This is a genomic window from Hydrogenovibrio marinus, from assembly GCF_013340845.1.
GTDB classification, from domain to species: domain Bacteria; phylum Pseudomonadota; class Gammaproteobacteria; order Thiomicrospirales; family Thiomicrospiraceae; genus Hydrogenovibrio; species Hydrogenovibrio marinus.
Genome location: NZ_AP020335.1, coordinates 1,836,393 through 1,849,997 on the forward strand (window position 1 = coordinate 1,836,393; position 13,605 = coordinate 1,849,997).

The 13,605-nt window shown below is 43.6% G+C and carries 10 protein-coding genes, 1 tRNA gene and 2 rRNA genes; all 13 read right to left on the reverse strand.

The genetic code is table 11. The features are described 5' to 3' along the window. Position 1 precedes the first annotated feature (1 nt). Positions 2 to 907, reverse strand: coding sequence for an ROK family protein (locus HVMH_RS08775; RefSeq protein WP_029910134.1), 906 nt, complete (start codon positions 905 to 907; stop codon positions 2 to 4). A 15-nt stretch (positions 908 to 922) separates the two neighbouring features. Beyond that, positions 923 to 1,561 (reverse strand): class I SAM-dependent methyltransferase, encoded by a 639-nt coding sequence (locus HVMH_RS08780; RefSeq protein WP_051623017.1) that lies wholly within the window; start codon positions 1,559 to 1,561, stop codon positions 923 to 925. Continuing rightward, complete coding sequence (locus tag HVMH_RS08785) at positions 1,545 to 2,378, reverse strand: ferritin-like domain-containing protein (protein WP_029910138.1); 834 nt, start codon at positions 2,376 to 2,378, stop codon at positions 1,545 to 1,547. Before HVMH_RS08785 ends, HVMH_RS08780 begins: the two co-directional genes overlap by 17 nt. Before the next feature lie 74 nt (positions 2,379 to 2,452). Continuing rightward, the gene (locus HVMH_RS08790) at positions 2,453 to 2,839 is read right to left on the reverse strand and encodes a hypothetical protein (RefSeq protein ID WP_029910140.1); all 387 of its coding nucleotides are present in this window, start codon (positions 2,837 to 2,839) and stop codon (positions 2,453 to 2,455) included. 146 nt (positions 2,840 to 2,985) lie between these two features. Next, positions 2,986 to 3,414, reverse strand: coding sequence for a DUF4149 domain-containing protein (locus HVMH_RS08795; protein ID WP_051623018.1), 429 nt, complete (start codon positions 3,412 to 3,414; stop codon positions 2,986 to 2,988). 4 nt (positions 3,415 to 3,418) lie between these two features. Further along, the gene (gene greA / locus HVMH_RS08800) at positions 3,419 to 3,895 is read right to left on the reverse strand and encodes a transcription elongation factor GreA (RefSeq protein WP_029910146.1); all 477 of its coding nucleotides are present in this window, start codon (positions 3,893 to 3,895) and stop codon (positions 3,419 to 3,421) included. A 67-nt stretch (positions 3,896 to 3,962) separates the two neighbouring features. Then, complete coding sequence (gene carB, locus HVMH_RS08805) at positions 3,963 to 7,178, reverse strand: carbamoyl-phosphate synthase large subunit (RefSeq protein ID WP_029910148.1); 3,216 nt, start codon at positions 7,176 to 7,178, stop codon at positions 3,963 to 3,965. Between the two features lie 13 nt (positions 7,179 to 7,191). Then, entirely contained in the window at positions 7,192 to 8,328 is a 1,137-nt protein-coding gene (gene carA, locus HVMH_RS08810; protein WP_029910153.1) for a glutamine-hydrolyzing carbamoyl-phosphate synthase small subunit, read from the reverse strand. 324 nt (positions 8,329 to 8,652) lie between these two features. Then, positions 8,653 to 8,728, reverse strand: a tRNA-Thr gene (locus HVMH_RS08815). A 46-nt stretch (positions 8,729 to 8,774) separates the two neighbouring features. After that, complete coding sequence (locus HVMH_RS08820) at positions 8,775 to 9,533, reverse strand: type III pantothenate kinase (RefSeq protein WP_029910154.1); 759 nt, start codon at positions 9,531 to 9,533, stop codon at positions 8,775 to 8,777. Between the two features lies 1 nt (position 9,534). After that, entirely contained in the window at positions 9,535 to 10,287 is a 753-nt protein-coding gene (locus HVMH_RS08825; protein ID WP_029910157.1) for a biotin--[acetyl-CoA-carboxylase] ligase, read from the reverse strand. 98 nt (positions 10,288 to 10,385) lie between these two features. Next, positions 10,386 to 10,500 (reverse strand): 5S ribosomal RNA (gene rrf / locus HVMH_RS08830). Positions 10,501 to 10,680: 180 nt separating this feature from the next. Continuing rightward, a 23S ribosomal RNA gene (locus HVMH_RS08835) occupies positions 10,681 to 13,515 on the reverse strand. Positions 13,516 to 13,605 lie beyond the last annotated feature (90 nt).

Below are 13,605 nucleotides of genomic sequence, written 5' to 3' on the forward strand. Positions count from 1 at the left end.
ACTATCGGGTAAGCCATGCGGCGCCTCTAACACCACTTGAGTCGCCCCATTTTGCCTTTGCAAGCTGAGTCAGCACTTGGTCGCTAAATACCCAATTTCCCCAGATTTCGGGAACACGGCGATATATATAATCAATATTCGACATGCCGCCCCCCAGTACAATGACTTCCGGGTCAAAAATATTGATGACTGATGCCAGTCCTTTAGCAAGCCATTCACAATAGCGCTCCAATGCTTGCTTAGCAGTGTCGCTTAAGGATGAATCTTCTTCCACCAGCGCAACAATCTCCTGGGTACTTAAAGAGTGCCCCGAGATCAGTTCAAAATGTTTGACAAAACCAGGTCCAGATAAGAAGGTTTCGATACAGCCAGATTTACCGCAATAACAAGGTAAAGCTGTTTCATTGGGTTCAAGCCATGGCAGTGGGTTATGTCCCCACTCACCTGCGATGAAATTGGCACCATCCAACGATTGTCCATTAATCACAAGGCCACCACCACACCCCGTACCGATAATCACCCCAAATACGGTTTTAGCACCTTCTCCTGCACCATCCACCGCTTCAGAAAGGGCGAAACAATTTGCATCATTTGATAAATATACCTTACAGCCTAAACGGCTCTGTAAATCGGCTTTCAAATCTTGGTCGATTAAACATACTGAATTCGCATTTTTGATTCTGCCAGTTCTTTGTGAAATTGCACCTGGAATTCCGATGCCTAATGCGTTTAACGACCCTACCGTCTCTTCTGCCAAATGAAAGAGCTCTACGATGGCATCTAGGGTTTTCTCGTAATTTCCTTGAGGCGTAGATACTCTATGTCGGAAAAGCGTGCTGTTATCGTCTGTCAGCACAATTATCTCTATTTTGGTCCCACCTAAATCAACACCGCAATACAACATCATCGAGTCCCGTTAAAGTTATTTGCGTAGAAACACAGTAAAGTCATTTGGTAGGTAGTCCATTCTCACTTCGACATCAGAACAAAACGTCTGACAATATCTTTTGACCTGCTGAACATCAAATGACATCAGGTCTGAGCACTGAAACGTCCACTCATGAGCCTTGTTCAATAGGTTGAATGCTACACCATGCTTGGACAAATCATACATTTTACGAATCACGCCGAGTGCGTATTCACCAGAGTCGTCCAACACTTCATTCAATGCTCCGGACAAAAATACCCAATCAAAACTTTCATCCTTAAACTCAAAATCATATATTTCCCCATTCAGGAAAACCAAGTCAGGGTAAATATTCTGCGCAGCGAAAGTCATATCAGGAGATACATCCAACCCAGTGTAATTGACACTTAAGCCATGATGCGTAAAGAACTTGTAGAGGTCGGCAAAACCACAGCCCACATCCAATATGCAGGGAACATTTCCATCGTAACTTTTGGCATGGCTTTCCATCCAATCCAGGAATAGTGAAAACCGCAAATTCTGAACATCTCTGCCTTTCCAAAAAAGCGCGGCAGGCTCATAGCCATAACGTTCTATAGAAGCCTTATGGCGTGTAATAATGCGTTGCCTATGTTTCTCAGGTAGTTTCTGCACGGTCAACAAATCCTTGCTCAATGGATTTCAGCCATTGAATTTCTTCCTCCGAAAAGCCAGCTTCAACCCTTGCCTCAAAGTTAAAAGGGCCTCTGAGGTCACCATGAAAATAGCTCTGAACAATCGTTACAAATTCATCAAAAGGATTCAACCCCTCTTCACGGCATAAATAGCGGAACCACCTTGTTCCAACCTCAACATGCCCTATTTCATCGCGAAGCAATATCTTGAGAATTTCTACACCACGTTTATCCCCTATGGCACGTAATTTTTTCATCATAGGTGGTGTTACATCAAGCCCTCTGGCTTCGAGCGTACGTGGAACAAGTGCCATTCGTACCCTTGGGGAGTGATCCGTCTCGTAAGTGGTTAACCACAAACCATTATGCGCTTTGAAATCACCGTACTCAGAGCCTAAATGATACAAATGTTCTCGGATCATTTGAAAGTGATAGGACTCTTCCATTGCGACTCTTAGCCAATCTTGATAGTAGGCTTTTGGCATATTCTGAAAGCGATAGAGAGCATCTAGTGCCAAGTTGACCGCATTGAACTCTATATGTGCAATGGAATGGATTAGAGCAGCGTGACCTTCACGAGTACCCAACCCTCTTCTAGGTAAGTCTTTTGGTGGCACTAATTCTGGGCTTTCAGGACGACCAGCATCTGGAACTCTATGAACCACTTCCATCGGTATAAAATCAAAGTCAGAAGACTCCCAGTCCTGTTGAAGTTTATCCACTAGAAAAATCTTCCGCTCCAGATCGCTTTCTATCAAGCATGCGTAAGCAGCTTCGAAAAAATTATTAGTGCCCATTTATCCCACTATTTTATAAACAAAAAAGCCGGTCGAAACCGGCTTTTTTAAACATCTAATTCTACTAAGAATTATTATTGCTTGCGGTAGTAAACGCTCATTAGATACTCAACACCACGGTACTGTTTAGCATCAATCGCTGCAAACAATTTAGACCATTGTAGTTTTTCAGCACCATTCATGTAGTATGAAGGGTTGTGAGTTTCTACTGCAACTTTGCTACCAGCTCTTTTTTCAATATCTGGCGCTTGCTCTAGTTTGTCCAACTCAGCGAAACATTGTGCAACCGTAGTTTTTTGCTGGTACGCTTTAGCAGCTTTAGCACCTTGCTCTTTACCTAGCTTGATAACCATGCTGCCATCAGCGATACATTGGTCATAAACAGATTCTGCAGCTTGTACGTTCATAGAAAGAGCTGCAACAGCAGAAATAAAGAGTGCTTTTAGTGTTAAGTGTTTCATTTAACTACTCCGAGAATATTAGGGTACGATTATATTTAACGAGGCTATTGTGAAGGTTTTAGCCATAAATTGCAACTTTAAATCCCGAAAACCAGACTAAAAAAAATTAACCTGCTATAAGGCAAATTTATGCCTACAAGCCGCGGCTAGTCTGGCTGCTGGATTCGTCTATAAAGCTTGTAACTCCAAAAAGCAAAGCTCAACAGCGTCAGTAGAAAGACGACTTGGGAAACCCCATGCCATGCCATGAAAGAAAGCTGCATAACTTGCCCTTTCATATCATGCAACTTCAACCATTCCATTTTTGGCGAAATAAACCATTGGTTCACACCGACCAAAATTGCTGAAGCAATCAGCCAACTTTCTCTCTTGATGTGACATTTCTGAGTCAACATCAGGCCAAAAATCATGAGTAGGATTATTGCCAAATCGAAAAAGTACAATCCATTGAGTAAAACAGACATAACCTGTCCGGCCTGCATCTTACCTAGCACTTTGAACAGTACAGGCGCGACGACATATCCAATCGTTACATTAGCCGTCAACCAAACTGCGCAAAGTAGTAATAATCTCATAATATTAAATATACTGGATTTCTACGATTTCATAATCGATGTTACCACTTGGTGCTGTCACAACAACTTCTTCACCTTCTTCTTTGCCAATCAGTGCTCTGGCAATCGGAGAATTTACCGAAATTTTGTTGTGTTTAAGATCAGCTTCTTCGTGTCCAACGATTTTATAAGTCATCTCTTCATCAGTATTAATATTCAATACTGTGACCGTCGCACCGAAGACAACCTTTCCGCCAGGGTTCAACTTGGTCACATCAATGATTTGCGCTGACCCGAGGATATGTTCAATCTGGGCAATTCTAGCCTCAATCAACCCTTGTTGTTCACGCGCTGCATGGTACTCCGCATTTTCCTTCAGGTCACCATGTTCACGGGCTTCAGCAATAGCCGTTGAGATAGCTGGTCTATCTTCTTTCTTTAATTTATTTAATTCTATTTTTAGTGCATCCGCACCTTCTTTTGTCATTGGATGTCTTTGCATATCTCTTCCCTCAAAACAAAAACGCCAAGTCCAAAAGACCTGGCGTCGTTGGTTCTACAATCCAAACTTATTGAATATCTTGTAAACGCGTCACTTTTTGGTTGTTCAAATAATCCATTGAAGCAACCATTGCCAATGCACCCGCCATCGTTGTGGTGTAACAGATTTTATGCATCAATGCTTCTCTACGAATGCTCGAAGAGTCTTTAATACTAACCGAACCGTCAGAAGTATTCACAATTAAGTCAACATCCTCATTGACGATTGAATCAACGATATTCGGACGACCTTCGGTTACCTTGTTGACGACCTTACACTCGATTCCAGCTTCATCTAGAGCTTTAGCTGTGCCACGTGTTGCTAAAATAGTAAAGCCTTTATCAATAAGTTGTTTAGCCAGTTCCAATACTTTAACACGGTCTGCCTGACGAACACTCAAGAAAGCCTGACCGGAAGTTGGTAACACTGTCCCACCAGCCAATTGTGCTTTCTGATAAGCCTCAGCGAAAGTATCGCCAACACCCATGACTTCACCCGTTGATTTCATTTCAGGTCCTAGAATCGGATCAACTCCCAAAAATTTGATAAATGGGAATACTGCTTCTTTTACTGAGAAGTGCTCTGGACGCTCTTCTTTTGTAAAGCCCTGTTCACTCAGCTTTTGACCAACCATGCAACGCGCTGCGATTTTAGCCAGAGGCTTGCCAATTGCTTTAGATACAAATGGAACCGTTCTTGATGCACGAGGGTTTACTTCCAATACATAGATGTCTTCACCTTTCACCGCAAACTGGGTATTCATCAAGCCAACAACATTAAGCGCTTTAGCCATTTTTGAAACCTGCGAACGGATCTCATCTTGAATATGCATCGGAATACTATATGGTGGCAATGAACATGCAGAATCCCCTGAGTGGATACCCGCTTGTTCAATGTGCTCCATAACACCACCAATGACAACTTGCTCACCGTCACAAATCGCGTCAACATCAAGTTCAACTGCATCATCTAAGAAACGATCAAGCAAAACAGGTGAGTCGTTCGAGACTTTAACTGCTTCAGTCATATAACGAGACAAATCAGCGTCGTTATAGACAATTTCCATTGCACGACCACCCAACACATAAGACGGACGAACAACCAGCGGATAACCAATTTCATTTGCCAAAGCAATCGCTTGATCTTCACTTCTTGCTGTTCTATTTGGTGGTTGTTTTAGCTCTAAACTATGTAGCAACTGTTGGAAACGCTCACGATCTTCCGCCAAGTCGATGGACTCCGGAGATGTTCCGATGATTGGAACACCTGCTTCTTCCAAGTCTTCGGCCAATTTCAAAGGGGTCTGCCCACCGTATTGAACGATAACGCCTTTTGGCTTTTCGACTTCAACGATTTCCAACACATCTTCAAGTGTCAGAGGCTCAAAATACAATCTGTCAGACGTGTCATAATCCGTAGATACCGTTTCCGGGTTACAGTTAACCATAATGGTTTCATAACCATCTTCACGCATCGCCATCGCTGCATGAACACAACAATAATCGAACTCAATACCTTGTCCGATACGGTTAGGACCTCCACCCAAGACCATGATTTTGTCTCTATCCGTTGGCTGGGCTTCACACTCAGATTCATAAGTCGAATACATGTAAGCCGTAGAAGTTTCAAACTCCGCAGCACAAGTATCTACACGCTTAAACACTGGACGAACATTTAGTGTGTGTCTGAATTTACGAATAAATGCCGCATCAGTATTCAACAATTTTGCCAAACGGTTATCTGAGAACCCTTTACGTTTCAAGTTTCTTAATGAACTCTCATCCAATGCATCCAGACCACGTTGTTTTAGGTCGTCTTCCATCAAAATCAATTCTTGAATCTGAGACAGGAACCATGGATCGATTTTAGAAATATCATATACCGTTTCCAAATCCCATCCTGCTCTGAAAGCATCGGCAACATACCACAAACGCTCTGGGCCTGGAGAACGAAGCTCTTGGCGTAAGATATCTTTTATTTCCTTCTCTTCCATTTGAGCTAAAGGCATCACTTCATCAAAACCGTCCTTGCCAGTTTCAAGCCCACGAAGTGCTTTTTGCACAGACTCCTGGAACGAACGCCCCATAGCCATGACTTCACCGACAGATTTCATCTGCGTCGATAGACGGGCTTGAGCCTGTGGGAATTTCTCGAATGTAAAACGAGGAACTTTGGTAACAACGTAATCAATAGTAGGTTCAAATGATGCTGGTGTAGCACCATCAGTAATGTCGTTTCTTAGCTCATCAAGTGTATAACCAACCGCCAACTTCGCCGCAATTTTAGCAATAGGGAAACCTGTTGCTTTTGATGCCAGAGCAGAAGAACGAGATACACGAGGGTTCATTTCGATAATGATCATTCGACCCGTCTTTGGCTCGATAGCAAACTGAACATTCGATCCACCAGTCTCGACGCCAATCTCTCTCAATACCGCCAAGGACGCGTTACGCATGATTTGGTATTCTTTGTCCGTCAACGTTTGCGCAGGTGCAACGGTGATTGAATCCCCGGTATGAACGCCCATAGGGTCAAGGTTTTCAATCGAACAAACGATAATGGCGTTGTCGTTTTTGTCTCGAACAACTTCCATTTCGTATTCTTTCCAGCCAAGAATGGATTCTTCAATCAGCAATTCATTGGTCGGAGATAGCTCTAGACCAAACTTACAAATATCTTCGAATTCTTGCTTGTTATAGGCGATACCACCACCAGAACCACCCAAAGTGAATGAAGGTCTAATAACCGTTGGGTAACCCACTTTTTCTTGTACAGCCCAAGCTTCTTCCATATTATGAGCAACATCAGAGATCGGCATATCCAAACCGATTTTTTGCATGGCTTGACGGAAGCGGTCACGGTTTTCAGCCTTATCAATTGCATCTGCATTCGCACCAATCAACTCAACACTGAACTCTTTCAGAACACCTTTATCATGCAAATCCAAAGCACAGTTCAGTGCTGTCTGCCCACCCATTGTTGGCAAAATTGCGTCTGGACGTTCCTTTTCAATAATGTTTCTGACTGTTCTCCATTCAATAGGCTCAATATAAGTCGCATCAGCCATTTCAGGGTCAGTCATGATGGTTGCGGGATTTGAGTTTACAAGGATGACACGGTAACCTTCTTCTCTCAAAGCCTTACAAGCTTGTACACCGGAATAATCAAACTCACAGGCTTGTCCGATAATAATAGGGCCCGCACCAATGATTAAAATACTTTTTAAATCTGTTCTTTTTGGCATCTAATCTTCCATATTACTTCTTAGATTGAAATTGCTTCATATTTTCAACAAACTGGTCGAACATTGGCGCAACATCATGTGGTCCTGGGCTCGCTTCTGGATGGCCTTGGAAGCTAAATGCAGCTTTGTCTGTTCTTTGGATACCTTGCAGAGAACCATCAAATAATGAGACATGCGTGGCTTCCAAGTTAGACGGTAAAGTATCTGCATCCACTGCAAAACCATGGTTCTGAGAGGTAATCATTACTTTTTTGGTTCTCATATCTTGCACAGGATGGTTTGCACCATGGTGACCGAATTTCATTTTGGCAGTTTTCGCACCTGACGCCAAAGCTAGAAGCTGATGTCCCAGACAAATACCAAACACTGGGATGTTTGTCTCTAGAACTTGCTGAATAGCTTCAATCGCATAATCACATGGTTCAGGATCACCAGGTCCGTTTGACAGGAAAACCCCATCAGGATTCATTGCAAGAACATCTTTTGCAGGTGTCTTTGCAGGAACAACGATTAACTCACACCCTCTGTCTACCAACATGCGAAGGATATTTCTTTTTACGCCATAATCGAACGCAACTACCTTGTACTGGGGCTTAGTAACAGGGATCTTATGACCTTCTCCCAGAGCCCAGGAACCTTCTTTCCATTGGTAACTTTTTTCCGTCGTAACTTCTTTTGCCAAATCCAGACCTTTTAAACCTGAAAAGCTTCGCGCTTCTGCGACCGCTGCTTCCGCATCAATCTCATCACCGGTCACAATAATTCCTGACTGCGCTCCCTTATCTCTAAGTAAACGCGTCAACTTACGTGTATCAATATCTGTAATGGCAACAACACTTTGTTCTTTAAGGTAATCAGGTAAGGATTTTTCAGCTCTAAAGTTACTCATCAGTGCTGGGCAGTCTTTTACAATCAATCCTTGTGCCATAATACTTGGTGACTCTTCATCTTCACCATTCACCCCTACATTACCTATATGAGGGTAGGTTAAAGTCACGATTTGTTTAAAATAAGATGGGTCAGTCAGAATTTCTTGATATCCAGTCAGGGAAGTATTAAAAACGACTTCTCCTACTGTTTTACCCTCTGCTCCTAGAGAGGTTCCCCAAAAGAGAGTGCCATCTTCTAAAGCCAATAAAGCTTGTGTCATATTTTTTGCCCGCCGCCAGTAAAAGGGTTGTTTGCTGAAATTAACTTTTTAAAGTTGTGAATCGCACATATAAAAAAACGGAGCCAGTCCCTTTTGGAACTCACTCCGTTTCGTAATGGGTAAAATGACACTTGGACGTCATCTTGAACATTCACTCCAGTAAAATCGCTAAATCGTTAATTTCAGCTATGAATTTGATTGGGGGAATTTTACTGTATTCATCTATAGGTGTCCAGACACAACTCGAAATTGGTTGTAACTATTTTTTAATTTATCAACAACATAGAAATAAAAAAGCCCACATAGAAGTGGGCTTTGAAATGATGGTGCCGACAGAGGGACTTGAACCCCCAACCTACTGATTACAAATCAGTTGCACTACCAATTGTGCTATGTCGGCTGATGCGGCGTATTATAAGTTCAAAATACCGTATGTCAACTGATTTTTAGAAACTTTCCACAACTTTCACCATTCCTTTTAAAGTCAAGTCTTCTATGTACAAAAATGACTTATCCAACAAGGGTTCTACTACAGAAAAATCGCCTCCAGTTCCAACACAATCGAACTTGCGACCCGTTTCATTTTCCAAATCTCTAATTAAAGAGTTGATATAACTTGCAGCCATATAAAGCGTGCCACCTAAAATGGCATTTTCCGTATTAGTCGCCAACAATTTGAATTCATTTTGCTGACTTGGCAGATGATATTCACCCAACTGAGCAGTATTGAATGCTAATGACCGACGCATTAATGACAATCCTGGGACAATAAAGCCTCCCAAATGCTTTTTATCGACAACGGCATCAATCGTCATCGCTGTACCCAAACTAACCACGATTACAGGCTTTGATGATCCTGCAGATGCACCAATAATAGACATCCAGCGATCAACACCTAATTGCTCAAAATGATCATAACCACTTTCAACACTACAGCATTTGGATTCTGATCTCAGCTCAGTCGGGTAACATTTAAACAATTCTTTTATAGACTCAATCAAATCAGCATTATCTGCTGCAGATGTCACTGAACAAAAGTACACATGGGTGACCTGCTCTTCTATATCATCCAAACCCAAAAGTTGAATAAACTCGCCCGTAGAAACGTGTTGCTTGTCGACCGCACCCAAAAAATCGTAGTTATTTAGACTATCTAACAATGCTGCTTTAATTCGTGTATTTCCGAATTCAAAAAATATTTTCATACTAAACTTTTCTTATTGATGCTTGGCCTGTTGAAAACGCAACCACCTTACCATCAATTCTAATTTCTGGTTGAAAAAGCGCATTAATACCTAAATACTCGCCTTCTCTAAATGAGCCGGTATCATACACGCATACTTTCTCTCCAATAGAGAAATAATCATGTTTTCCCCATTCTGTGATCACTTCACTGCCGTTCAACCCATCTTCTGACGTAAAGAAGTCAAACAGCTCTATGGACAAATCATTTAAAAAAAGACCCACCTCGAGGCTTTCAACACTTCCATAACCTTTACTATTATTAGATGATAAATTTACACCCAAACCGAAAATCACAAAAGGGGTTTTTAGCACTCTAGAGCGAACGATTTCTATCAAACAGCCCGATACCTTTCGTCCATTTTCATAAATATCGTTAGGCCATTTGACTTGGAAGTCCTGCTTGGAATATTTAACAAGTAATCTCCTTACTATCAGAGCAACAGGAATACTTTTCAATAAAAGTTTTTCCAAACCATAGTCAATTGGAAATGCAAACGAGCACGTTAAGGGTGAAAGCTCTTGGGTTGAGTCCCAGTTCCTTCCATGCTGTCCATAACCAGAGGTTTGTTGCTCTGCAATGCAAAAAGCCGGCTGCAAAAGCTTTCCTGATTCGACCTCCTCCTTTAAAAAGAGATTTGTCGAACCTATAGAATCAAAGTTGAATATTTTTAGGGATGGATGCAGATTGAGCAATTTTGGATTTAAATTTATCATGTGAAAGTATAAAAATGCTAAAAATTCACTGTGCCATGCCTTGCACTTAAATTACAAGCAAAAAAAAACCACTCAAAAGAGTGGTTTTTAGAATATAAGCTTGGAGATGACCTACTCTCACATGGCACCTGCCACACTACCATCGGCGCTGAGACGTTTCACTACTGAGTTCGGAATGGGATCAGGTGGTTCCATCTCGCTATGGTCCCCAAGCAATTTGGTTATGTAGAATGAAGAAAATCTCTCACTCACCCTACTGAATTTGGAATCAATCTCTGTTAGAGCACAGTTTACTGTTGGTAAACACTATCTCAATTGTGTCTTTTCTAGTCTTGTCTACTCAAGCTCAAACATGTCATCTTAGTCTTTCGTCTAAGGATACTTTTGAGTTGTATAGTTAAGCCTCACGGGTAATTAGTACTGGTTAGCTTCATACATTACTGCACTTCCACACCCAGCCTATCAACGTCATAGTCTTTAACGGCCCTTTAGAAGACTTAAAGTCTAGGGAGAACTTATCTTGAGGCGGGTTTCCCGCTTAGATGCTTTCAGCGGTTATCCCTTCCGATCATAGCTACCCAGCAATGCCATTGGCATGACAACTGGAACACCAGCGGATCGTCCACTCCGGTCCTCTCGTACTAGGAGCAGCCCCTCTCAATTCTCCAACGCCCACGGCAGATAGGGACCGAACTGTCTCACGACGTTCTAAACCCAGCTCGCGTACCACTTTAAATGGCGAACAGCCATACCCTTGGGACCGACTTCAGCCCCAGGATGTGATGAGCCGACATCGAGGTGCCAAACACCGCCGTCGATATGAACTCTTGGGCGGTATCAGCCTGTTATCCCCGGAGTACCTTTTATCCGTTGAGCGATGGCCCTTCCACACAGAACCACCGGATCACTAGAACCTGCTTTCGCACCTGCTCGACGTGTCTGTCTCGCAGTCAATCACCCTTATACTCTTGCGCTCATTGCACGATGTCCGACCGTGCTGAGGGTAACTTCGCGCTCCTCCGTTACACTTTAGGAGGAGACCGCCCCAGTCAAACTACCCACCATACACTGTCCCTGACCAGGATTCACTGGCCTAGGTTAGAACCTCAATAATATCAGGGTGGTATTTCAAGGATGGCTCCACAATAACTGGCGTTACTGCTTCAAAGCCTCCCACCTATCCTACACAGATAGTATCAAAGTCCAGTGCAAAGCTGTAGTAAAGGTTCACGGGGTCTTTCCGTCTAGCCGCGGGTACACAGCATCTTAACTGCGAGTTCAATTTCGCTGAGTCTCGGGTGGAGACAGTGTGGCCATCATTACGCCATTCGTGCAGGTCGGAACTTACCCGACAAGGAATTTCGCTACCTTAGGACCGTTATAGTTACGGCCGCCGTTTACCGGGGCTTCGATCAAGAGCTTCGCATAAGCTAACCCCATCAATTAACCTTCCGGCACCGGGCAGGCGTCACACCGTATACGTCATCTTTCGATTTTGCACAGTGCTATGTTTTTAGTAAACAGTTGCAGCCACCTGGTCTCTGCGGCCCAATCGCTTGGGCATACCTTCTCCCGAAGTTACGGTATCATTTTGCCTAGTTCCTTCACCCGAGTTCTCTCAAGCGCCTTGGAATTCTCATCCTGACCACCTGTGTCGGTTTGGGGTACGATTCTTTATTACCTGAAGCTTAGAAGCTTTTCTTGGAAGCATGGCATCAACAACTTCGTCCAAAATAGGACTCCTCATCACGCCTCAGCATTAAGATCCCGGATTTGCCTAAGATCTCTGCCTAAACGCTTGAACTTGCAACCAACAGCAAGCTTGCCTAGCCTTCTCCGTCCCTCCATCGCAGTAATAAAAAGTACAGGAATATTAACCTGTTTCCCATCGACTACGCCTTTCGGCCTCGCCTTAGGGGTCGACTAACCCTACGTCGATTAACGTTGCGTAGGAACCCTTGGTCTTTCGGCGAGGGAGCTTTTCACTCCCTTTGTCGCTACTCATGTCAGCATTCGCACTCGTGATACCTCCAGGATGCTTTACAACACCCCTTCGCAGGCTTACACGACGCTCCTCTACCATGCCATAAATGGCATCCGCAGCTTCGGTACACTATTTAGCCCCGTTAAATCTTCGGCGCAGGCCGACTCGATCAGTGAGCTATTACGCTTTCTTTAAAGGGTGGCTGCTTCTAAGCCAACCTCCTGACTGTCTAAGCCTTCCCACATCCTTTCCCACTTAATAGTGTTTAGGGACCTTAGCTGGCGGTCTGGGTTGTTTCCCTCTTGACTACGGACGTTAGCACCCGCAGTCTGTCTCCCATGATTGCACTTCTTGGTATTCGGAGTTTGCAATGGGCTGCTAAGCCTTGACGGCCCGCTAGACCATAACAGTGCTCTACCCCCAAGAGTGATACATGAGGCTCTACCTAAATAGATTTCGAGGAGAACCAGCTATCTCCGAGCTTGATTAGCCTTTCACTCCGATCCACAGCTCATCCCCGCATTTTTCAACATACGTGGGTTCGGTCCTCCAGTACCTGTTACGGCACCTTCAACCTGGCCATGGATAGATCGCCCGGTTTCGGGTCTACGCCATGCTACTAATCGCCCATTTAAGACTCGGTTTCCCTTCGGCTCCCTTATTCAGTTAACCTTGCAACATAACGTAAGTCGCTGACCCATTATACAAAAGGTACGCGGTCACACCACGAAGGTGCTCCCACTGCTTGTACGTATACGGTTTCAGGTTCTATTTCACTCCCCTTCCGGGGTTCTTTTCGCCTTTCCCTCACGGTACTGGTTCACTATCGGTCGGTAGAGAGTATTTAGCCTTGGAGGGTGGTCCCCCCATATTCAGACAGAATTTCACGTGTTCCGTCCTACTCGAATAACACTTAATAAGATTTCGCATACAGGACTATCACCTTGTATCGTCACACTTTCCAGAGTGTTCTGCTATCTTAATAAATGCTTTAGGGCTGGTCCCCGTTCGCTCGCCGCTACTTAGGGAATCTCGGTTGATTTCTTTTCCTCCGGGTACTTAGATGTTTCAGTTCTCCGGGTTAGCCTCCCACAAGGGGATATCCATAAAGGATGGGTTTTCCCATTCGGAAATCCACGGATCAAAGCTTGTTTACTAACTCCCCGTGGCTTATCGCAAGTTACTACGTCCTTCGTCGCCTTCTACCGCCTAGGCATCCACCGTATACGCTTAGTCACTTAACTATACAACTCAAAAATAACCTTGACCTTTTGTGTTGCTTCCATCCCTTCAACTCTTTAAACACCTGCTAGAGTATTTAAAAATCCAGAATT